The sequence below is a fragment of the Enterobacter cloacae complex sp. EB5 genome (assembly GCF_031432835.1).
Taxonomy (GTDB): Bacteria; Pseudomonadota; Gammaproteobacteria; order Enterobacterales; family Enterobacteriaceae; genus Enterobacter; species Enterobacter hormaechei_C.
The window spans coordinates 850003-872220 of record NZ_CP133860.1 but is presented as its reverse complement, the minus strand read 5'-3'; the positions used below and the strand labels follow the sequence as shown (position 1 = coordinate 872220).

The following is a 22218-nucleotide window of genomic DNA, read 5'->3' as shown; positions in this document are numbered from 1 at the left end:
ACGCCTGACGTTTGTCTAAAAAATAGCACCATCTTGCGCAATAGTATTGGCAGTGATGGTTACTTTGAGCGACAATCGGCGTAGCCGAAGGTCACTTCGGTATAATAAAAACGATGAAATTCCTCTTTGACGGGCCAATAGAGATATTGGCCATTTTTTTATTTCAGCAGCGACGGCAAATTCCCTTCTCCGTACAAATGCAACGCGCCAACCGCGACAACATAACGACCGGCAGGCAGGGCATATAGCGTCTCCCGCCACGCCTGGTTGCGCGCGTTCATCAGCACATCATACAACGATTCACTGAACGTCGACGGTAACGCCAGCTTACCGTCTGCGGGCGGCGCATCCAGCCACCAGCCAATCATCGTTTGCAGCAGACGCGCGTTGGTGTGCCAGTGGGTCAGGGTATCATCCAGCAGTATCAGGCCGTCATCGGGAAGCTGGCGAAGAAGCGCAATCTGGCTGTCCGTGCCTTCCAGTTCAATGACGGACATATTGCGCGCCCTTGCCGCATTCAGCAGTTGATAATCGATACCGTAATCGCCGCGCAGCCCCAGGCGCTGCGCCTGGGTTGCCTGTAGCACCATGGCAATTTGCCACAGGGGCAGGGTGTCGAGCATAGAGAGCGAAACGCCGGTCTCATCCGCAAGACGGGTAAGCTCAGCCAGCTGCGTCTCGTTAAGACGTTCGGCCAGGGGGCGATCGCTTTCCAGCCCGGCAAACGGCGATTCATGGCCGGAGATGTCGGCTTCGACGATCAGCGCGTCGGCGCGCTTCAGCAGTTTAATCAGGCCGGAGGGCAGGGGGGACATGTCCTGCGTGCCCATATGAATGCTTCCCACCAGGTGCAGATGCTGCCCGCCCGGAAGCGAAATATCCATACCGGGCCAGGCATAACGGCGGGGAAAAAGGGCGCGAAACGATGTTTTTAGACGATTAAACAGACCCATACGCGCTCCATGACCGGAAAGGTTCATGCTAGCGCGTACGGGTACAAGGTTCAATCCTTCGGTTTAAACCGCAGCAGACGGTTAGCGTTGCTCACCACGGTAATTGAAGAGAGCGCCATCGCCGCACCCGCAACAACCGGGTTCAGCAGGGTACCGGTCAGCGGCCACAAGATCCCGGCGGCAATCGGAATGCCGAGCGAGTTATAGACGAAGGCCCCCAGCAGGTTCTGCTTCATGTTGCGCAACGTGGCTTTCGAAATCGCCAGCGCATCCGCCACCCCCATCAGGCTGTGGCGCATCAGGGTGATCGCCGCGGTTTCAATGGCGACATCGCTCCCGCCGCCCATCGCAATGCCTACGTCAGCCTGCGCCAGCGCCGGGGCGTCGTTAATGCCGTCGCCCACCATCGCCACCTGGCGACCCTGACTTTGCAGGTTCTTGATGGCGTCCGCTTTGCCGTCCGGCAGCACGCCCGCGATCACCTCATCAATCCCGGCTTCTTTCGCAATGGCGTTGGCGGTGGTCGGGTTGTCCCCGGTTAACATCACCAGACGATAGCCCGCGCGGTGCAGGCGCTGTAAGGCATCCACGCTGTCCTGGCGTAACGGATCACGCACGGCCAGCAGCGCCGCAACCTGACCATCCCTCGCCAGCAGAACCGGCGTTGCGCCCTGAGAGGCCTGCGCGTTCAGCTCTGCGTCCAGCGCGGACGTATCAACGCCGTGTTCAGTCAGCAGTGCCTGGTTACCCAGCAGCAGCGTATGGCCTTCGGCTTCACCGCTGACCCCTAAACCGCGCAGGGTACGGAAGTTGCTGACCTGCGGTAGACGGGCATCACCGGCTTTCTCCAGGATGGCGCGCGCCAGCGGGTGACTGGAACCTTGTTCCAGCGCGGCGGCAAGGCGCAGGGCATCCGTCTCCGTACAGCCAACGGTACTGACGGCCACCACCTGCGGTTTGCCCTCGGTGAGCGTGCCGGTTTTATCAAAGACAAGGGTGTCCAGCGTGCTTGCCCGTTGCAGGGCGTCAGCATCACGGACCAGTACGCCAAATTCGGCGGCGCGTCCGACGCCAGAGATAATCGACATCGGCGTGGCCAGGCCAAGGGCGCAAGGGCAGGCGATGATCAACACCGTGGTGGCGATCACCAGGGTATAGACAATCTGCGGTGCCGGGCCGAAGAAATACCAGATCGCCGCGCTCAGCAGGGCAATACCGACGACCACCGGCACAAAAATGGCGGAGATTTTATCGGCAAGCTGACCAATCTCAGGCTTACTGCTCTGCGCCTGGCGGACCATGCGAATGATGCGTGACAGCGTGGTATGGCTTCCGACCGCGCTGGCGCGGAACAGCACGCTGCCGTCCTGTACCACCGTACCCGCATGCACCGCATCGCCCTGAGATTTCTGCTGGGGTATCGGCTCGCCGGTCAGCATCGCTTCATCCAGCCAGGCATCGCCCTGGGTGATTTCACCGTCCACGGGCACGCGGTCGCCGGTGGTCAGGCGCAGCGTCATTCCCGGCTGTACCTCTGAGAGCGGAACGCTTTTTTCCCCGTCGTCCGTGACCACGCGGGCCGTCGGCGGGGTTAAATCGAGTAATCTTTCCAGCGCTTTCGACGAGCGCTGACGCGCGCGGGCTTCGAGCATATGGCCTAAGTTAATCAGACCGATAATCATCGCACTCGCTTCATAATAGAGATGTCGCGCCTCCATCGGGAACCACTGCGGCCAGACGTTCACGCTCATCGAATAGAGCCATGCGGCGCCGGTACCGAGCGCGACCAGCGTGTCCATCGTCGCGGTGCGGTTTTTCAGGCTCTTCCAGGCGCTGGTATAGAAATGTCCGCCAGCAAACACCATTACCGCAAGGGTAATCAGACCAATCACCAGCCACAGGGTGCGGTTGTCAGCGGTGACCATCATGTTGTCACCCATCATACCCCACACCATCACCGGAATACCGACCAGCAGGGCGACAATCGCCTGCCAGCGGAAGCGCTTCATGGTGGCGACAGCCGTTTCCTGCTGGCGCTCGCGGCGCTCGGCATCATCTTCGATGGCCTCCGCCCCGTAGCCCGCTTTCTCCACGGCCTGCACTAACTCTGCGGCGGAGGCGCTGCCCATCACCAGCGCAGTACGCTCCGCCAGGTTTACCCGTGCCTGTGCGACACCCGGTACCGCCTGTAAGGCGTTTTGTACCCGGGAGACGCAGCTGGCGCAGCTCATGCCGTTGATCAGCAGCTGTTGGCTGTCATCAATGTCATCAGCTGCCGGAAGCTCAGGAGTGGCCGCTGTCAGTGCTTCCGACGGGGATGATGACTCTGCCAGCGGTTTAGCCTTTGGGTGGCTTAACTCCGCCCCGTAACCGGCCTGTTTAATGGTATCAATCAGCGCGTCGGCGCTGGCGCTGCCGGTCACGGCGGCATGATCGATAGTCACCTCAGCGCTTTCCACGTCAGGACGCTGCTCCAGGCTTTCTTTAACGCGTTTGACACAGTGGCCGCAGGAGAGGCCGTCCAGTGTCAGGTCAATAGTGTGAGACATAACAAAACTCCCGTATAATGTTCTGGTCAATTGTTGACCTTCACTCTGCTTTTCGCTAACTGTTATGAAGGTTAAACCTTCCATCAAGGGGAAGGTCAAGGGGGAAATGTGAATATCAGCGATGTTGCGAAAAAAACCGGCTTAACCAGCAAAGCGATTCGCTTTTATGAGGAAAAAGGGCTGGTGACGCCACCGTTGCGCAGTGAGAACGGCTACCGCAGCTATACGCAGCTGCATCTTGATGAACTGACGTTACTGCGCCAGGCAAGACAGGTAGGATTTAACCTTGAAGAGTGTGGCGAGCTGGTTAACCTGTTTAACGATCCGAAACGCCACAGTGCCGACGTGAAAAAACGTACGCTGGAAAAAGTGGCAGAGATCGAACGCCATATCATCGAATTACAGGCGATGCGTGAGCAACTGTTACAGCTGGCAGAATCCTGCCCGGGAGATGACAGCGCCGAGTGCCCGATTATCGACAATCTTTCCGGCTGCTGCCACCGTAAAACCCACGCCTAACAGGCTTTAACCCGCAGGGTAATGCCTTCCACCGCAATGACCTCAACCCGTGTGCCGGCGCTGAGGTCATCGTCGGCCACTACCGGCCACGAACTGTCCCCCACGCGCATATGACCGCGTCCGTTGATTAGCGCGTTATCAAGCGTAAAACGCTTACCTACGATCTGCTGCCCACGCTGGTTGAGATGCGCGTCGACCGGCTTCTGCGCCTTCACCCGTTTGTTCAGCCAGCGCCACCACAGCCAGGCGGCCACCAGCGTCAGCACGGCAAACAGCGCACCCTGCCACTCCCAGCCGACAGGCAGTAGCCAGACGACCAGCCCGGTAATCACCGCGGCAACCCCGCTCCACAGCAGATAACCGTTGCCGCCAAGCATCTCGGCGGCCAGCAGCAGTCCGCCAAGGCTGAGCCAGAATGCATGAGGATGTGCAACGATGAGCTCAATCATTTTTTACGCTCGTTTCCGCCGTCTTTGATCAGTTCGGCAATTCCGGCGATGGATCCCATCAGGCTGCTGGCATCCAGCGGCATCATCACCACCTTGCTGTTGTTCGCGGAGCCGATCTCCTTCAGCGCATCGGTATATTTTTGTGCGACGAAGTAGTTCACGGCCTGAATATCCCCGGCGGCAATCGCCTCGGAAACCATTTGCGTCGCGCGGGCTTCCGCTTCTGCCGAACGTTCACGCGCTTCCGCCTGGAGGAAGGCAGACTGACGATCGCCCTCGGCTTTCAGGATCTGCGACTGTTTTTCCCCTTCCGCTTTCAGGATCTCGGCCTGACGCACCCCTTCGGCTTCAAGAATATAGGCACGCTTGGTACGCTCGGCCTTCATCTGCGCGTTCATGGAAGCAATCAGCTCTGCCGGTGGACGCACGTCGCGGATCTCAATGCGTGTCACTTTGATCCCCCACGGATTGGTGGCTTCATCCACAATGTGCAGCAGGCGGGTATTAATGCTGTCGCGCTGGGAGAGCATTTCGTCCAGCTCCATTGAGCCCAGCACGGTACGGATGTTGGTCATCGTCAGGTTGACGATCGCCAGCTCCAGGTTGCTCACCTCATAGGCCGCTTTCGGCGCATCAATCACCTGAATAAAGCACACCGCATCGATGGTGACGTTGGCGTTATCCTTGGAGATGACTTCCTGGGAAGGGATATCCAGCACCTGCTCCATCATATTGATCTTACGCCCAATTCTGTCCATGAACGGGACGATCAGGCTTAAACCCGGCTGAAGGGTATTGGTATAGCGGCCGAAGCGTTCAACGGTCCACTGGTAACCCTGCGGGACAATTTTGACGCCTGCGCCCACGATAACCAGCGCAACGAAAATAAGGACAGGAACAACGATGAGCATTAAAACCTCCTGTTTTGCATGCCGTAACGAGGAAAACTGCGTATTTGTTGAACGTAAGTATATCGGCTAACGAAGAGGATTTCGCCCCTGTAAAGAGGTGGGAACCGGACTGGCAGAAATAAAACGCCCCGTTCGAAATGCGGGGCGCAAAACGTTACTCTTCAGACCAGGTATAGCTGAAGTCGGTGATAAACCCATCCCCGGCGTCAGCGATGGCTTTTGATAAGCCCTGGTAGTATTTTTCCAGGCCGATGGCCTCTATCTGCTGGATCTGCTCGCGAACGGGAGCGCAGAACAATACCGCATTGCCCGCCCCGACACGTTTGTTGTTCGGCGGCAGATCGCCGGTAATCGCCTTAAACCAGGTTCTGATCCCTTGCTTTAAGCTGTGCGGCGCTTTTGTAAGATCCTCCTGGCCGGTCAGCACCTGTAGGGTAGGGAATTCATTAGCATTGACGGCGGTTTTCATACGCGCAAAGAACGCGGTAAAAAGCTCAAAAGAGCCGAGATCCGTAACGCGAGGCTTGGTGGTTTTTCCGTTTTTATTGCCCATTTTTCCGGCAGGGGCTGTAGGCGCCGGAACCACATTGACCTTATGCAGATCCAGACCAAACAGCAGATTGCAGTGCGCCCGGCGCTCTTTAAGCGGGTAGGACATCAGCACGTCGATAAACGCCGTCGCCTTCACATCGGCCAGATCATGGTTAATCAGCCATTGCGAGCGGGCAAATTCCGCAGGGGAAACGAACCAGTCCGGCACCTCAGTAAAGCGTCTGGATTTACCCTTGCCGTCAAACTCGAGAAAGTAAGCTCCATCATCGAAAGCAAAATAGCAGTTTTTAAAGCTACCGATTGTGGTGTTAACGATGAGCGCCTTCTTAACAAAATCGACCACCTCTGCACCCATGACAAAACGCGTGAGTTCAGAAGAATTGATGACTTCCATTAATGTTTCCACATCAGGAACACCAGGCTTCAGGGAAGAGAACTCATAAAAGATATGTGTCATGTTGCTGACTTCCTGTAGTGATAGAGGTGACAATAAACAGGCAAAAAGTTTAACACTTGCTATAGGTTAAGGCTATTCGCGCTGCGTAGCGGAAAGGATTATGCTAAAGGCTGTTCTTATCACAGCGGTTAACGGAATCGGAATGAATAATAAAAAAAATCTTCTGGATATCAGGGATGTTGGCTTTCGTGTGGGTGATAACACCATCCTTCAGCACGTCGATTTTTGTCTCTCTCCGGGCGAATTTAAACTGATAACCGGCCCCTCCGGCTGCGGCAAAAGCACCCTCCTCAAAATCGTGGCTTCGCTACTGAGCCCAACGGAGGGAACCATCCTGTATGCAGGAAAAGATATCGCCACGCTTTCACCGGAAAGCTATCGCCAGCAGGTGTCATACTGCGTGCAAACGCCGTCCCTGTTTGGCGACACGGTATACGACAACCTGGTTTTCCCCTGGCACATCCGCAACCAAACGCCTGATCCGAAAAAGTTTACCGACGATCTGACCCGGTTCGGGCTTTCGCCGGAGACGCTGACCAAATCGATCGCCGAATTGTCGGGCGGGGAAAAGCAGCGCGTCTCGCTGATCCGTAACCTGCAATTCCTGCCGAAGGCGCTGTTGCTGGACGAAATCACCAGCGCGCTGGATGACGCTAACAAGCGCAACGTCAATGACATTATCCACCGCTACGCCCGGGAGCAGAATATTGCCGTGCTGTGGGTGACGCATGATTCAAATGAAATTACCCATGCGGATGAGGTCATCACGCTCAGGCCGCAGGGCGGGAAAATGCAGGAGGCTCACCGTGGGTGAACATAACATAACCAACGAATCGCTGGCGCTGTCGATGGTCCTGGTGCTGGTGGCGATTGTGGTCAGCTACCGGGAAAAGCTGGGGCTGGAAAAAGATATTCTTTGGAGTATCGCCCGCGCGGTCATTCAGCTCATCATCGTCGGCTATGTGCTGAAATACATCTTCAACGTCAATCATGCCGTGCTGACCCTGTTGATGGTGCTGTTTATCTGCTTTAACGCGGCATGGAACGCGCAGAAACGCAGTAAATACATCGATAAAGCGTTCATCTCGTCGTTTATCGCCATCACTACCGGGACCGCATTAACGCTGGCGGTGCTGGTGCTTTCCGGCTCGATAGAATTTACGCCGATGCAGGTGATCCCTATTTCCGGGATGATTGCGGGCAATGCGATGGTGGCGGTCGGGTTGTGCTACAACAATCTGGGGCAACGGTTCAGCAGTGAACAGCAGCAGCTTCAGGAGAAGCTAAGCCTGGGCGCGACGCCGAAGGTGGCCTCGGCGAGGTTGATCCGCGACAGCATTCGCTCTTCACTGATCCCAACGGTGGATTCCGCTAAAACGGTGGGTCTGGTTAGCCTGCCGGGTATGATGTCGGGGCTGATTTTTGCCGGTATCGATCCGGTAAAAGCGATTAAGTACCAGATTATGGTGACGTTTATGCTGCTCTCAACGGCGAGCCTGTCCACCATCATTGCCTGCTACCTGACCTATCGGAAGTTTTACAACGCGCGCCACCAGCTGGTGGTGACGCCCTTGAAAAAGACGGGGTAATACCGGTTTTTGTAGGCCCGGACAGCGTTAGCGCCACCGGGCATTTTTTTGCTAGTAGAGCAACGCGTACAGCTGACGACGATACTTCGACGCCAGCGCGTCACCGGTACCCAGCGCGGCCAGGATCTCCTGGAACATCTTCCGCGCCTGACCGTCTGCGGCGCCCAGGTCCTTCTGAAGATGGCTAAACAGCAGCTCCAGCGCCTCTTCGTTACGCCCCACCTGGTGAAGCTGAAGCGCCAGCTGGCTTGCCAGCGCGGCATCTTCCGGGTTGTCTGCAACCTGCTGCTGAAGCTGCTGAATTTCAGGGGTATCGGCCGCCTGTTTCAGCAGGTCAATCTGCGCCACCAGACCCTGATAACGGGTATCCTGATCCTGCATCGGCACCGTTTTCAGCACGGCTTCCGCGTCTTCAGGGCGGTGCAGCGCAATCTGGGTCTCTGCCAGCAGCAGACCAATCTGGCTGTTCTGGTTCGACAGTTGCCACGCGTCTTTTAACAGCGGCAGCGCCTCGTCGTACTTGCCTTCCTGCATCAGCGCCATGGCTTCCTGCGCTTTCAGCTCTTCTTCGCGCGGCAGGACTTTATCCAGCAGGGCGCGGATCGCCTCTTCTGGCTGCGGCCCCTGGAAGCCATCCACCGGCTGACCGTTCTGGAACAGGTAGACGGTGGGGATCGCGCGCAGGCCAAACTGGGAAGCCACCATTGGTTCGGCGTCACAATCCAGCTTCGCCAGAATGAACTGACCGTTGTACTGCGCGGCAAGGCTTTCCAGGACCGGCGTCAGTTGCAGGCAGTGTTGGCTGCGTTCAGACCAGAAGTAGAACAGCACCGGTTTAGTCATTGACTGTTCGAGCGTCTGTTGCAGGTTAGCTTCAGTTATGTTGACGATATTCTGTACGGACATGCGGCATTCTCTTTTATCGGTTTACTCTTTACATGGGGGTAAGCGTGGTCGCTTCAACTCAACCCTGCAAAATTTTGTCCATCATCCGCCCCGGCAGCAGGCGTTTCAACCAGCCGACGGCATGGGTCACCAGCGTGACCGGATAGCGCATTTTAGGGGTATCGCTCTCAAACGCGTGGCGCACTTTGGCAACGACGGCTTCTGGCCCAAGCGTAAAACGCGCCGCGATACCGGGATTTTCGACCGGTTTGTCCGCCTGCGTCTGGTTAACGTTTTCCGTAAAGCGGGTGCGGATCGGGCCCGGTTCAATCAGGCTGACCTTAATACCGCTGTGGCGCAGTTCCATGCGCAACGCATCGGACCAGGCTTCAAGCGCATATTTACTGGCGGCGTAAGCCCCGCGGCCCGGCGTGGAGATCAGGCCCATAACCGAGGAGGTCATCACGATGCGCCCTTCGCCGTGCGGCAGCATGGCCGGGAGAAGGCGCATGGTAAGCTGATGCGCCCCGAAAAAGTTAGCGGAGAACTGCTGCTCCAGCTGTTCCCGTGAGAGAGTCTGTAGCGGGCCGTACACGCCATAGCCCGCATTGTTGAACAGACCGTAAAGACGGTTGTTGGTCAGGGCGATAACCTCATCGGCGGCCTGCTCCACGCTCTCTGGCGAATCGAGATCCAGCAGAATGCCGGTAAATCCCAGCCCACGCATGCGTTCGACATCCTCGGGTTTGCGGCAGGCTGCCAGCACCCAAAACCCCTGACGTTTCAGTTCAAGGGCGCTTTCAAGGCCAATTCCGCTGGAACATCCTGTTATTAAGACCGATTTTTGCATAACTTTACCTGTCAGGTTCTCAGCTGTTTGACGAGTCATGTTTTACTAAAGGAGCCAGCCGGGTTGCCATCCAGTCGGCAATGAACGGCTGGGCATCGCGATTGGGGTGAATGCCATCATCCTGCATCCACTGGGGTTTCAGATAGACCTCTTCCATGAAAAATGGCAGCAGCGGAATATCAAACTCTTTGGCAAGCTTAGGATAGATCGCACTAAACGCCTCATTATACCGACGGCCGTAGTTGGCGGGCAGGCGAATTTGCATCAGCAGCGGCTGGGCATTGGCGGCCTTAATGGTCTGCAAAATGGTCCGCAGCGTTTGCTCCGTTTGCTGAGGCTGGAAGCCGCGCAAACCATCATTACCGCCCAGTTCAACCAGCACCCAACGCGGTTGATGCTGCTTAAGCAGGGCAGGCAGGCGCGATAAGCCTTGCTGCGACGTATCGCCGCTGATGCTGCCGTTCACGACAGACGCCCGGGACTGCCATTTATCATTGAGCAGGGCGGGCCAGGCCGCACTGGCGGCCATACGATAGCCCGCGCTCAGGCTGTCGCCCAGAATCAATAACGTGTCCGCAGCCGCCGCGCGGAAGGTCATCAGCATCAAAAACAGGAAGGGCAAATGCCAGCGGAAAACATTGTTGAAGTTCATTGTCTTAAGAAGTCCGTCGGTCAGGGAGAACACGAGCTTTCCATCCTCACCGGAGTTGAACTCGTTGTCAAACGTGCCGAAACCATCGCCCTGATTGGTGAATCCGGTTCCGGTAAGTCCACGCTGCTGGCCATTCTCGCCGGTCTGGATGATGGCAGCAGTGGGGAAGTGAATCTGGTCGGCCAGCCCCTCCACGCGCTTGATGAAGAGGCCCGCGCCGCGCTGCGTGCCCGGCATATCGGGTTTGTCTTTCAGTCATTCATGCTGATCCCGACGCTGAACGCGCTGGAAAACGTTGAGCTGCCCGGCCTGCTGCGCGGTGACAATACCCGTGAAAGCCGCGATCACGCCAGGGCGTTGTTGGAACAGCTGGGGCTGGGAAAACGTCTCGACCACCTTCCGGCACAGCTTTCCGGCGGTGAGCAGCAGCGCGTGGCGCTGGCCCGGGCGTTTAACGGGCGCCCGGAAGTGCTGTTTGCCGATGAGCCAACGGGTAATCTCGACCGTAAAACCGGGGACAAAATTGCCGATCTGCTGTTTTCCCTCAACCGCGAGCACGGCACCACGCTGATTCTGGTTACCCACGATCCGCAGCTGGCCGCCCGCTGCGACCGCCGCCTGCGGCTGGTGAACGGTATTCTTCAGGAGGAAGCATGATTGCCCGCTGGTTCTGGCGCGAGTGGCGCTCGCCCTCGCTGCTTATTGTCTGGCTGGCGTTGAGCCTGGCGGTGGCCTGCGTGCTGGCGCTCGGCAGCGTCAGCGATCGTATGGAGAAAGGGCTTAGCCAGCAGAGTCGGGAATTTATGGCCGGGGACCGGGCTCTGCAAAGTTCTCGCCCCGTGCCGCCGGGCTGGATTGAGGAAGCGCGCAAAGAGGGGCTGAAGGTAGGGGAGCAGATCACCTTTCAGACCATGACCTTTGCGGGCGACACGCCGCAGCTTGCCAGCGTAAAAGCCGTGGATGACATCTACCCGATGTACGGTGACTTACAAACCAGCCCGCCGGGGCTAAAACCGACGGCCGGTACGGTCCTGCTGGCATCGCGACTGATGGCGCTGCTGAACCTGAAACCCGGCGACAGTATCGACGTCGGCGACGCGACACTCAAAATTGCCGGGGAAGTGGTGCAGGAGCCCGACTCTGGATTTAATCCGTTCCAGCTTGCGCCGCGCCTGCTGATGAACACCGCTGATGTGGCGAAAACCAACGCCGTCCAGCCGGGAAGCCGTGTCACCTGGCGGTATAAGTTTGGCGGGACGCCTGCGCAGCTGGAGGCGTACGAAAAATGGCTCCTGCCGCAGCTCAAGCCGGAACACCGCTGGTACGGGCTGGAGCAGGATGACGGGGCGCTCGGCAAATCCCTCGAACGTTCCCAGCAGTTCCTGCTGCTGTCGGCGCTGTTAACCCTGCTGCTTGCCATTGCGGCGGTTGCCGTGGCGATGGGGCACTACTGTCGCAGCCGTTACGATCTGGTGGCGATCCTCAAAACCCTCGGCGCGGGCCGCGCGCAGCTGCGCAAGCTGATTGTCGGCCAGTGGCTGATGGTGCTGGCGTTGTCGGCTCTGACCGGCGGGGCGATAGGGTTGCTGTTTGAAAAGTTGCTGATGGTGCTGCTCAAACCGGTACTGCCCGCCGCATTACCGCCTGCCAGCCTCTGGCCGTGGCTGTGGGCAATCGGCGCGATGACGACGATCTCCCTGCTGGTGGGGTTACGCCCGTACCGGCTGCTGCTCGCCACCCAGCCGCTGCGCGTGCTGCGCCGCGATGTGGTGGCCAGTGTCTGGCCGCTGAAGTTCTACCTGCCGGTGATTATTGCGGTGGCGGTCGGGCTGTTGGCCTGGCTGATGGGCGGCAGTACGCTGCTGTGGGCGGTGCTGGCGGGCGCGGTGGTGCTGGCGCTGCTGTGCGGCGTAGTGGGCTGGATACTGCTTAATGTCCTGAGAAAGCTGACAGTTAAATCACTCCCCATACGGTTAGCGGTTAACCGACTGCTGCACCAGCCGTGGTCTACCCTCAGCCAGCTCTCGGCATTTTCGCTGTCGTTTATGCTGCTGGCGCTTCTGCTGGTGCTGCGCGGGGATCTGCTGGATCGCTGGCAGCAGCAGCTTCCGCCGGAAAGCCCGAACTATTTCCTGATCAACATTGCTCCCGAACAGGTGACGCCGCTGAAGGGTTTCCTGTCTGAGCATCACATTGTTCCGGAATCGTTCTATCCGATCGTGCGCGCCCGCCTGACGCAGATCAACGGCCAGTCGACGGAGGGAAATAAGGATGAATCGCTCAATCGCGAACTCAACCTGACCTGGCAGGCGAAACGTCCGGACCATAACCCGATCGTTGCCGGCACCTGGCCGCCGAAAGCGGGGGAAGTGTCGATGGAGGAGGGGCTGGCGACACGCCTGAACGTGAAGCTCGGCGACAGCGTGACCTTCACCGGTGATACCCAGGACTTCACCGCCAAAGTCACCAGCCTGCGTAAAGTGGACTGGGAAAGCCTGCGGCCAAACTTCTTCTTCATCTTCCCGCCGGGTGCGCTGGACGGACAGCCGCAGAGCTGGCTCACCAGCTTCCGCTGGGAAAACGGCAACGGCATGCTGACGCAGCTTAACCGGGAATTTCCGACCGTGAGCCTGCTGGATATCGGCGCGATCCTCAAACAGGTCGGGCAGGTGCTGGAGCAGGTGAGCCGCGCGCTGGAGGTGATGGTAGTGCTGGTGACCGTCTGCGGCGTGCTGTTGCTGCTGGCGCAGGTGCAGGTGGGCATGCGTCAGCGTCATCAGGAGCTGGTGGTCTACCGCACGCTGGGAGCCAGTAAACGGCTGCTGCGCGCCACGCTGTGGAGCGAATTTGCCCTGCTCGGTCTGGTGGCGGGACTGGTGGCGGCCATCGGGGCGGAAACCGCGCTGGCGGTACTCCAGAGCAAGGTCTTCGACTTCCCGTGGGAGCCCGACTGGCGGCTGTGGCTCACGCTGCCCGTCTGCGGCGCCGTGCTGCTGTCCCTGTGCGGCGGCTGGCTCGGAACCCGGCTGTTGAAAGGTAAAGCGCTATTCCGCCAGTTTGTCAGCTAGTTTACTGATGTGATGATGACGCACCGGCATTTCTGCTGATGCGTCATCGCTTAACGGCACAAATCGTTAATGTCCCTGCATTTAGTAGCACAAAACATTAAAAACCCGCCCACACAGCCCGAATTTTTCCGGTTAATATTCACCAGCTAAATATTTAGCAGCGTGTCTATCAAGGAAAAAGAATGACTATAAGAAAAACAGCGCTGGCGACAACGATCGGCGCAGCAGTGGCATTGGCTTCATTCGCATCTCAGGCGGAAATCACCCTTCTGAAACAGGATCCGCAGGCGGGTAACCCGCTGAGCCGCCTGAACTTTACCGTTGGCGGCAGCATCCGTCCTCAGTTCCAGAATATGACCGGTGATGACGGCAAAAACAGCTACAAGCGCAACGGCTTTGACGGCGGCACCCGCTTCCGTTTCGCTGCGGATTACTACCTGTTCGATGACATCAGCTGGATCAGCTACTACGAGCTGGGTGTGAACATTCCGGCGCAGTTCAACTGGGATCATCACTACGCCGACGGCGCGCACGACACCTCTCGTCGTATGCTCTACACCGGTCTGAAGAGCGACACCTGGGGTACGCTGACCTTCGGCCAGCAGAACAGCGTGTACTATGACGTGGTGGGCGCAAAAACCGACATCTGGGCCTACGACATGATTGGTCAGGCGCCAGGTAACGGGATCAATGGCGACTACGACGGCTCTTACCGTTCACGCCAGATGCTGAAGTACAAGAAAACCGTGGGCGATGCTGACATCTACGCCTCTTACCTGTTTGAAGACAGCGAATACCTGCCGGGCAACGGCCTGCGCTACAAGCGTAAAGGCGGCGGTTCTCTGGGTATCGATTATCACCTGACCACCGATCTGACCTGGGGCGCAGCGTGGAACTACACCCGCGCGGACATGCGTAACCCGGACAACGGCGACAGCAAATCCTACGACCAGAACATCCTTGGTACCGCCCTGAGCTGGACGCCGGATAACTGGACCTTCTCCGCAGGCGGCGGCTGGTATCAGAACTTCCTGACCACCAAAAAAGTGTCCGTTAACGACTACTTCGCCGGTGATGCATGGGGTATTGAATACTTTGCGGGTTACAAGTTCCCGGTTGGTCAGTATGCGGTGAAATCCATCCAGCCGTACTTCATGGGCGACCGTATCGAGTACGTGAATGGCCGTAACTACCAGCGCATCGACAACGGCGTGGGTATCAGCTTCCAGCTGGATTACGGTTTCCGCGTGGATTACGAACACGTGTTCACCTCCAGCACCGACAACCTGGGCGATATGAACCTGGTGCGTCTGCGTTACGACTTCTAAGTGGTTTGTTCCCCGGTGGCGCTGCGCTTACCGGGGCTACAAAAGCACGCGTAGGCCGGGTAAGGCGTAGCCGCCACCCGGCTTTTTTCAGCGATCAAGCCACTCAGCAATTTCTGCGAACGTCCCGCGATACACAATTTTCTCCGCCTTTTTCTCCAGCTGATAGCCGTACATCGGGTCGTAATAGTCCTTCAGCAGCGGCACAAGCCAGCTGAAGTGCGCGTCAGTGCTTCCAGAGCGTTGTTGTTCCAGCAGCGCGGAATCTAACAGGGCGGTAAATTCCGCAAAACGCTGTAGCCCCAGACGGCGACGAATGGCGTACAGGCCGTGATGCAGATATTCGCTGTACGCTTTCCAGCCCGCCTCTTCACCGTAGGCGGAAGAAAAGTCGGCCCACATGTGGTCGAAATACTCTTCGCGCAGGCGTTCAAGACGGATCTCAAACGGATCTTCGACCACCACGACAGGCGCTTCAGCCATGCGGTCGCGCAGACACTCCGGCAGGTGGTTGGAGCCAATCATCCGGCCCTCGTCTTCAAGCACCCAGCGCGCGGCGTCTTTTTTCAATAGCTCAACCGCAAGGTGATTCTCGAAGCTCGCCTGAGAAAGCTGCGGGGTGAGCGTGCGGCCAAACGACGAGCCGCGATGGTGCGCCAGCCCTTCCAGATCGATGCCCTGCGCATGCTGCTTCACCAGCAGCGTTTTACCGTTACCGGTACAGCCGCCAATAAGCACCATCGGCTTTTGTGACTGCTCAATGGTCACCTGAATCGCCGTCTGACGCAGGGCCTTATAGCCGCCGCGGATCAGCGGATAATCGATTCCCGCCTCTTTCAGCCAGGCCTGTGAGATATGCGAGCGCTGGCCACCGCGCGCGCAGCAAAGGTAGCCCTCAGGATGGACCAGGCAGGCTTCCCGCCAGGCGTTGATGCGCGCCTCTCGCGTTTCGCCGTTGACCAGGCTATGGCCGAGCGCCAGCGCGGCGTCCGGACCCTGGCGTTTATAGCAGGTGCCGACGGCGGCACGCTCGTCGTCGTTCATTAAGGGCAGGTTGAGTGCGGCGGGCATCGCACCCTGGGCAAATTCGATCGGCGCGCGAACGTCGATTAAAGGGGTATCGGACGCGAGGATCGCGCGATAGTCCGTTCCATCGTTCATGGTGATTCCAGAAGAAAACTGAGCAGCAATGGGCGGGGATTGTACGCCGGGGAAGGGGAAGGTCAACTCCCCGGCGTGGGATACTTACTTCAGTTTTGACTGCGCCCAGACAATGCCGCTCGCGTATTCTGGCGGCAGCAGGGGAACAATCGCTTCCAGCGTGGCGCTCAGGCGGTCCGTGTCGGTATCGTTCAGGTTCAGGTGGCCGACCTTACGTCCCGGACGCACCTCTTTGTCGTACCAGTGCAGGTGCACCAGCGGCAGCTTCAGCCAGTTGTAGTTCAGATCGGTGCCGATCAGGTTGATCATCACCGACGGGCTGGTCACCACCGGCTGCGGCAGCGGCAGATCGGTGATGGCGCGCAGGTGCAGCTCGAACTGGCTGATGGAGGCACCGTTTTGCGTCCAGTGGCCGCTGTTGTGCACGCGCGGCGCAAGTTCGTTGATCAGCAGACCCGACGGCGTGACGAAACACTCCATCGCCATCACACCCACATAGCCCAGCTCATGCATGATGGCAGAGAGCATCTCTTCCGCCTGCGCCTGCTGGTCAGCATTGGCCTGCGGGAAGGCGACGCTGGTGCGCAGGATGCCGTCCTGATGCAGGTTATGCGTCAGCGGGTAAAAAACGGTGTGCCCGTCATGCCCGCGCGCGCCAACCAGCGATACTTCACCGCTAAAGTTAATGCCCTGCTCAACGATACACTCGCCGTAGCAGTCGTCCGGCAGCTCGGCGGTGTCGTTCGCGCGCAGGCGCCACTGCCCGCGACCGTCGTAGCCGCCGACGCGACGCTTCACAATCGCCAGGTCTCCCAGCATCGCAAACACGTCATCCCACTCGCGCTTATCGGAAAGCAGCTGCCACGGCGCGGTCGCGAGGCCGAGCTTGTCGAAAAGCTGTTTTTGCGTGAGACGGTCGGCAATGATCGGGAAGACGTCGCGGTTCACAAAGGCGTTATGGCGCGCCAGCTCGCGGGTCAGGGCGGTTTCCGGCCAGCGTTCAATTTCGGCGGTGATCACGCTCTGATGGAACGGCACGGCTTCCGGCTCGGCATCCAGCCCGACGGGCCAGACGGCAATACCCAGCGGCTCACCGGCCTGACGCAGCATCCGGCCAAGCTGACCATTACCAAGAACGCAAACCTGCTTCATGCTGCACCCCGCGGATCCGGGTTATCCAGCACCTCGTCGGTCTGGGCTTTACGCCACTCCGCCAGACGCTGATGTAACTCTTTATCATGCGTCGCCAGGATCTGCGCGGCCAGCAGGGCGGCATTTGCCGCACCCGCTTTACCAATCGCCAGCGTACCGACTGGAATACCGCGCGGCATCTGGACGATAGAGTAAAGGCTATCCACCCCGCTTAACGCGGCGCTCTGCACGGGAACACCCAGTACCGGCACCAGCGTTTTGGCGGCAATCATGCCCGGCAGATGTGCTGCGCCGCCCGCACCGGCAATGATCACCTCGTAACCGTTCTCTTCGGCGCTTTCGGCGAAGCTGAACAGTTTATCCGGCGTACGGTGCGCGGAAACCACTTCGACGTGGTGCGGAACATTCAGGATTTCAAAGATTTCGGCGGCGAATTGCATGGTAGCCCAGTCGCTTTTGGACCCCATCACGATGGCGACACGCGCCGGATTATTGCGGGAAGACATGCGTCTTAAAACTCCTGTGGTGCGGAACACACTGCTTTCGAGGGCACAGAGAATAGCATGTTATACGGGCAAGGAAAACGGTTGCGTGGTCGGTAAATGGGCGAAAAGACGGGGAGGCGTTAAAACGGGAAGGCGATCAGTTCAACACCTTCCGGCGTGACTTTGACCATCGATCCTTCGCTGTGCCAGGCGCCTAAAACCACGCGATGGGCGGGCTCGCCGTTGGCGATAAGGGAATGTACATCGGGACGATGGGTATGGCCGTGGATCAGCCACTGAACGCGATGCTTCTCCATCACGTTCACCACCGCCTGCGGATTGACGTCCATGATGGTCATCGATTTGCTGCTGTTGGCGGCCTTGCTGCCCGCGCGCATTCTGGCGGCGATGCGGTTGCGGATAAACAGCGGCAGGGCGAGGAACACTTTCTGGATCCACGGGGTGTGAACTTTGGCGCGAAACGCCAGGTAGCCGGTATCGTCAGTGCAGAGCGTGTCGCCGTGCATGATCAGAATATTGCGGCCATAGAGGTTGAGCACCTGCTCTTCCGGCAGCAGCGTCATACCGCTCTCGCGGGCGTAGCGCTGGCCGATCAGGAAATCACGGTTGCCGTGAATGAAATAGCAGGGGACGCCGGAATCCACCAGTGCTTTAATGGCCGCCGCCATCTCACGGTGCAGCGGGTTCGGATCGTCATCGCCTATCCAGGCCTCAAACAGGTCGCCCAGAATGTACAGCGCGTCGGCGTTTTTCGCTTCACCGCGTAAAAAACGCAGAAAACCGGCGGTTATCGCCGGTTCTTCTGTTTGCAGATGCAGATCCGCAATAAAGAGTGTCGCCACGAATTACTCGCTGACGGTCACGCTTGTGATCACAACGTCTTCTTTAGGAACGTCCTGGTGCATACCGCTGCGGCCAGTAGAAACGGCTTTGATCTTGTCGACCACGTCCATCCCTTCAACCACTTCTGCGAATACGCAGTAGCCCCAGCCTTGCAGACTTTCGCCAGAGAAGTTCAGGAAGTCGTTGTCCGCTACGTTGATGAAGAACTGTGCGGTCGCAGAGTGTGGCGCCTGAGTACGGGCCATTGCCAGCGTACCACGGGTGTTTTTCAGGCCGTTGTTCGCTTCGTTTTTGATCGCTTCTTTCGTCTCTTTCTGGCGCATGCCAGGCTCGAAACCGCCGCCCTGGATCATAAAGCCGTTGATCACACGGTGGAAAATAGTGTTGTTGTAGAAACCTTCGCGGCAGTAGTCCAGGAAGTTTTTAACTGTTTCAGGCGCTTTGTCATCAAAGGTTTTGATTACGATATCGCCATGATTAGTGTGGAAAGTAACCATTTTTGCATCCTGTTCCGTTATTGTGGTGCGTCGACCCGTGCTCGGGTCACATATAGGGGCTTGTTATAGCATAACCACAGGACACGATCACCTTGCATTGTGTGCTGACCGTACTCCGAATTATGGGTATTATAAGGAACAAACAATCCACACACGTGTTTACATGGAATCTTCGATGTTAAAAATCTTTAATACAATGACGCGCCAAAAAGAGGAATTTAAACCTATCCATGCCGGGGAAGTCGGCATGTACGTGTGTGGTATTACGGTTTACGATCTCTGTCATATCGGCCATGGCCGTACCTTTGTCGCGTTTGACGTGGTGTCTCGCTACCTGCGCTTCCTGGGCTACAACCTGAAGTACGTGCGCAACATCACCGACATTGACGACAAAATCATTAAACGTGCTAATGAAAATGGCGAAAGCTTTGTCGCGCTGGTGGATCGCATGATCGCCGAAATGCACAAGGATTTTGATGCCTTAAATATTCTGCGCCCGGACAGCGAGCCGCGTGCGACCCACCATATCCATGAAATCATTGATATCACCCAAAAGCTGATCGAGCGCGGTCACGCCTATGTGGCGGACAACGGCGACGTGATGTTCTCGGTGCCGACGGACCCAACCTACGGTGCACTTTCCCGCCAGGATCTGGACCAGCTCCAGGCCGGTGCGCGCGTGGACGTGGTGGACGTGAAGCGTAATCCGATGGACTTCGTGCTGTGGAAGATGTCCAAAGCGGGCGAACCGAGCTGGCCATCCCCGTGGGGCGAAGGGCGTCCGGGCTGGCACATTGAATGTTCCGCGATGAACTGCAAACAGCTGGGCAACCATTTCGACATCCACGGCGGCGGTTCGGATCTGATGTTCCCGCACCACGAAAACGAAATCGCGCAGTCCACCTGTGCTCACGGCGGCGAGTACGTGAACTACTGGATGCACTCCGGGATGGTAATGGTTGACCGCGAGAAGATGTCGAAATCGCTGGGTAACTTCTTCACCGTGCGCGACGTGCTGAAGTATTACGACGCGGAAACCGTGCGCTACTTCCTGATGTCTGGCCACTATCGCAGCCAGCTGAACTACAGCGAAGAGAACCTGAAGCAGGCGCGCGCTGCGCTGGAGCGTCTGTATACCGCACTGCGCGGCACCGACAAGTCTGTTCCGGCCGCAGGCGGCGAGGCGTTCGAAGCCCGCTTCGTTGAGGTGATGAACGACGACTTCAACACCCCGGAAGCCTACTCCGTGCTGTTCGACATGGCGCGTGAGGTGAACCGCCTGAAGTCAGAAGATATGGCGGCGGCCAATGCGCTGGCATCTCACCTGCGTAAGCTCTCTTCCGTGCTCGGCCTGCTGGAGCAGGAGCCGGACGTGTTCCTGCAAAGCGGCGCGCAGGCGGACGACGGAGAAGTAGCGGAAATTGAAGCACTGATCAAAGCGCGTTTCGAAGCGCGTCAGGCGAAAGACTGGGCGGCGGCGGATGCGGCGCGTAACCGTCTGACCGAGATGGGCATTATTCTGGAAGATGGCCCGCAGGGAACGACCTGGCGTCGTAAGTAATTTTCCCCTCACCCTAACCCTCTCCCGCAGGGAGAGGGAATTGTTAGGTTTTCTCCCTCTCCCCGTGGGAGAGGGCCGGGGTGAGGGCATCAGCGCGCACGTTTTCGCCACCACAGCAACCCCATCAGCACCATCCCCGGCAGCCACACCCACAGCAGTTCCGAGATAATGACCTCATGCCCGTACGGCGTGGTATAGCGTGACAGCGCAAACGGCGCGACCTTGATCACTTGCCACGGCGCAAAGAAGCGCTCATCTGACCAGGGCCACAGCCAGCCGACGCCTTTCCCGCCGGTGGTGATCGAATCCAGCAGGCTGTGCGACAGCAATGACACGGTTAAAAACAGCCAGCAGCGCGTCAGGCTGGCCCTGAACCATCGTCGGCCTGCCAGCACGCAGAGTATCGGCACCACCAGGGCAAACAGTAGCGAATGAGTGAAACCGCGATGGCCGAAAATATTCCCGTAGGCGACACCGAATTGAAACGCCAGTACGTCGGCATCGGGCAGCATGGCGAGGACGATCCCGGCAAACAGCAGGCGGGGTGGGATGACTTTAGTTCCGAGTCCTAAGCCCAACACAGAGGTACGGCAGCGTGGGTGATAACGGTAGGCATTGCATTTATCCATGGCAAATCATGGGAATATAGCAGCAGATCCGCCGCAGCAAACCTGTGCTAAATTCTGATTTTACGCCGATTCCCGCGCGATAAGCTGCCCGGAGAGGGTAATGCGCTGCGTTTGCAGATCCGGCTCTTTCAGCCTGCGGATCATCAGCCCTGCCGCCTGGCGGCCGGTCTCTTCGCTGGCAGACGAAACGTAAGTCAGCGACGGCGACGTGAGATTAACGTGGAGCATATCTTCAAAACCGATCAGCGCCACCTGCTGGGTTAAAAACACGTCTTTACCCACCGTGCGCCCCACCTGGTGAATACCGGAGATCGAACCGATCATCGCGTCCGGTGAATGGCAGAGCAGGGCGGTAATCGTGTTGTTCTTCTCCAGCAGCTGACGAGTCGCCATGGCCGCCGCCTGCGTGTCATCGGTGCAGGCGGGAGAATATTCCTCACGCCAGACCAGGCCGTTCTGCGTCATCGCGCTGCGAAAACCGAGCAGGCGCTGCTCGCGGATACGGCACCCGTCGCGCCCGCCAATGTAGGCGATGTTGCGGTGCCCGCGCTCGATAAGATAACGCGCGGCCAGGTTCGCCGCCTGGCGGTTATCGCGCATCACCAGGTTGCATTTCTCTTCCAGCAATGACTGCGAAACCGCCACAAGCGGCAGCGGGCAGTGGCGAATGTGTTCCGGGAGAGAGGCGGCGCGGGTGTCCGACGCCAGGTAGATGACGCCCGCCACGCCCTGCTGCTTAAACGAGAGCAGGGTACGCTCAAGATGTTCGCCGTCGTTCAGCGGCTGACCGAGAAAAACCATATAACCCTGCTTCTCCAGCTCCTGAACGATGCTCGCCATCACCTTGATGGAAAAGCTGTCGCTGAAGTCGCGCAGGATCAGGCCGATTAAGTTGGAGGTGTTGGCGCGAAGGTTGGCAGCGGCGACGTTATGAACATAGCCCAGCGTTGTGATGGCGGCATTGACCTTCCCGATCGTCGCCTCTGAGATCTTCCCTTTCTGGCGCAGCACCAGCGAAACGGTAGAAACCGACACGCCCGCATGCTTTGCGACATCAATAATGCTGACTTTCTTCAAAACCGCTCCCTGAAATTTCGCGATTATCAGCCA

21 protein-coding genes and 1 pseudogene are annotated in these 22218 nt (G+C 58.1%); 7 read left to right on the top strand and 15 right to left on the bottom strand.

Annotated features, from left to right (window positions below; translation table 11 throughout):
* Positions 1 to 158: 158 nt before the first annotated feature.
* Positions 159 to 953 (bottom strand): TraB/GumN family protein, encoded by a 795-nt coding sequence (locus RHN82_RS04255; protein ID WP_045327637.1) that lies wholly within the window; start codon positions 951 to 953, stop codon positions 159 to 161.
* A 50-nt stretch (positions 954 to 1003) separates the two neighbouring features.
* Positions 1004 to 3502 (bottom strand): copper-exporting P-type ATPase CopA, encoded by a 2499-nt coding sequence (copA, locus tag RHN82_RS04250; protein WP_045896233.1) that lies wholly within the window; start codon positions 3500 to 3502, stop codon positions 1004 to 1006.
* Between the two features lie 108 nt (positions 3503 to 3610).
* Here copA and cueR point away from each other — a divergent pair, with 108 nt between their 5' ends.
* Positions 3611 to 4021, top strand: a complete 411-nt coding sequence (gene cueR / locus RHN82_RS04245) for a Cu(I)-responsive transcriptional regulator (protein ID WP_017383222.1) — start codon at positions 3611 to 3613, stop codon at positions 4019 to 4021.
* Here the strand turns inward: cueR and RHN82_RS04240 are convergent.
* From RHN82_RS04240 to RHN82_RS04230, 3 genes are all read right to left on the bottom strand, one after another.
* The gene (locus RHN82_RS04240) at positions 4018 to 4470 is read right to left on the bottom strand and encodes an NfeD family protein (protein ID WP_047051108.1); all 453 of its coding nucleotides are present in this window, start codon (positions 4468 to 4470) and stop codon (positions 4018 to 4020) included. The genes cueR and RHN82_RS04240 overlap by 4 nt on opposite strands.
* Entirely contained in the window at positions 4467 to 5381 is a 915-nt protein-coding gene (locus RHN82_RS04235; RefSeq protein WP_003858941.1) for an SPFH domain-containing protein, read from the bottom strand. Before RHN82_RS04235 ends, RHN82_RS04240 begins: the two co-directional genes overlap by 4 nt.
* A gap of 154 nt (positions 5382 to 5535) precedes the next feature.
* A complete protein-coding gene (locus RHN82_RS04230; protein ID WP_047051107.1) occupies positions 5536 to 6390 on the bottom strand; it encodes a hypothetical protein in 855 nt (284 codons plus the stop codon).
* A gap of 142 nt (positions 6391 to 6532) precedes the next feature.
* Between RHN82_RS04230 and fetA the strand changes: the two genes are divergently transcribed.
* On the top strand, positions 6533 to 7204 hold the full coding sequence (fetA, locus tag RHN82_RS04225; protein WP_047051106.1) for an iron efflux ABC transporter ATP-binding subunit FetA: 672 nt from the start codon (positions 6533 to 6535) through the stop codon (positions 7202 to 7204).
* On the top strand, positions 7197 to 7979 hold the full coding sequence (gene fetB / locus RHN82_RS04220; protein WP_047051105.1) for an iron efflux ABC transporter permease subunit FetB: 783 nt from the start codon (positions 7197 to 7199) through the stop codon (positions 7977 to 7979). Before fetA ends, fetB begins: the two co-directional genes overlap by 8 nt.
* 51 nt (positions 7980 to 8030) lie before the next feature.
* Here the strand turns inward: fetB and RHN82_RS04215 are convergent, their stop codons facing one another.
* From RHN82_RS04215 to tesA, 3 genes are read right to left on the bottom strand one after another with little or no spacing between them, the layout of a single operon-like run.
* On the bottom strand, positions 8031 to 8885 hold the full coding sequence (locus RHN82_RS04215; protein WP_045327640.1) for a co-chaperone YbbN: 855 nt from the start codon (positions 8883 to 8885) through the stop codon (positions 8031 to 8033).
* Positions 8886 to 8943: 58 nt separating this feature from the next.
* Positions 8944 to 9753, bottom strand: coding sequence for an SDR family oxidoreductase (locus RHN82_RS04210; protein WP_006809829.1), 810 nt, complete (start codon positions 9751 to 9753; stop codon positions 8944 to 8946).
* Positions 9734 to 10366: a multifunctional acyl-CoA thioesterase I/protease I/lysophospholipase L1 gene (gene tesA, locus RHN82_RS04205; protein WP_003858933.1), complete on the bottom strand. Its 633-nt coding sequence runs from the start codon at positions 10364 to 10366 to the stop codon at positions 9734 to 9736. The genes RHN82_RS04210 and tesA overlap by 20 nt, the downstream gene beginning before the upstream one ends.
* Here tesA and ybbA point away from each other — a divergent pair.
* The 3 genes from ybbA (at position 10337) to RHN82_RS04190 (ending at position 14762) form a co-directional block, all read left to right on the top strand.
* Positions 10337 to 11023 (top strand): putative ABC transporter ATP-binding protein YbbA, encoded by a 687-nt coding sequence (ybbA, locus tag RHN82_RS04200; protein ID WP_047051186.1) that lies wholly within the window; start codon positions 10337 to 10339, stop codon positions 11021 to 11023. The two genes, tesA and ybbA, sit on opposite strands and share 30 nt — an antisense overlap.
* Positions 11020 to 13434, top strand: a complete 2415-nt coding sequence (ybbP, locus tag RHN82_RS04195) for a putative ABC transporter permease subunit YbbP (RefSeq protein WP_047051104.1) — start codon at positions 11020 to 11022, stop codon at positions 13432 to 13434. Before ybbA ends, ybbP begins: the two co-directional genes overlap by 4 nt.
* A 182-nt stretch (positions 13435 to 13616) precedes the next feature.
* The gene (locus tag RHN82_RS04190) at positions 13617 to 14762 is read left to right on the top strand and encodes a porin (protein ID WP_047051103.1); all 1146 of its coding nucleotides are present in this window, start codon (positions 13617 to 13619) and stop codon (positions 14760 to 14762) included.
* Positions 14763 to 14849: 87 nt separating this feature from the next.
* On the opposite strand, the gene mnmH is transcribed toward RHN82_RS04190, so the two are convergent.
* From mnmH to ppiB, 5 genes are all read right to left on the bottom strand, one after another.
* Positions 14850 to 15920, bottom strand: a complete 1071-nt coding sequence (gene mnmH, locus RHN82_RS04185) for a tRNA 2-selenouridine(34) synthase MnmH (RefSeq protein ID WP_047051102.1) — start codon at positions 15918 to 15920, stop codon at positions 14850 to 14852.
* A gap of 84 nt (positions 15921 to 16004) precedes the next feature.
* Entirely contained in the window at positions 16005 to 17072 is a 1068-nt protein-coding gene (purK, locus tag RHN82_RS04180) for a 5-(carboxyamino)imidazole ribonucleotide synthase (protein ID WP_003858922.1), read from the bottom strand.
* Positions 17069 to 17578, bottom strand: coding sequence for a 5-(carboxyamino)imidazole ribonucleotide mutase (purE, locus tag RHN82_RS04175; RefSeq protein WP_003858921.1), 510 nt, complete (start codon positions 17576 to 17578; stop codon positions 17069 to 17071). The genes purK and purE overlap by 4 nt, the downstream gene beginning before the upstream one ends.
* A gap of 119 nt (positions 17579 to 17697) precedes the next feature.
* Entirely contained in the window at positions 17698 to 18420 is a 723-nt protein-coding gene (gene lpxH, locus RHN82_RS04170) for a UDP-2,3-diacylglucosamine diphosphatase (RefSeq protein ID WP_047051101.1), read from the bottom strand.
* 3 nt (positions 18421 to 18423) lie between these two features.
* Positions 18424 to 18918, bottom strand: coding sequence for a peptidylprolyl isomerase B (ppiB, locus tag RHN82_RS04165; RefSeq protein ID WP_000256009.1), 495 nt, complete (start codon positions 18916 to 18918; stop codon positions 18424 to 18426).
* Between the two features lie 175 nt (positions 18919 to 19093).
* Here ppiB and cysS point away from each other — a divergent pair, with 175 nt between their 5' ends.
* Positions 19094 to 20479: a cysteine--tRNA ligase gene (gene cysS, locus RHN82_RS04160; protein WP_047051100.1), complete on the top strand. Its 1386-nt coding sequence runs from the start codon at positions 19094 to 19096 to the stop codon at positions 20477 to 20479.
* A gap of 89 nt (positions 20480 to 20568) precedes the next feature.
* Here the strand turns inward: cysS and RHN82_RS04155 are convergent.
* Positions 20569 to 21095, bottom strand: a pseudogene (locus RHN82_RS04155) (metal-dependent hydrolase).
* Positions 21096 to 21168: 73 nt separating this feature from the next.
* Positions 21169 to 22185 (bottom strand): Mal regulon transcriptional regulator MalI, encoded by a 1017-nt coding sequence (gene malI, locus RHN82_RS04150; RefSeq protein ID WP_023296051.1) that lies wholly within the window; start codon positions 22183 to 22185, stop codon positions 21169 to 21171.
* Between the last annotated feature and the right edge of the window lie 33 nt (positions 22186 to 22218).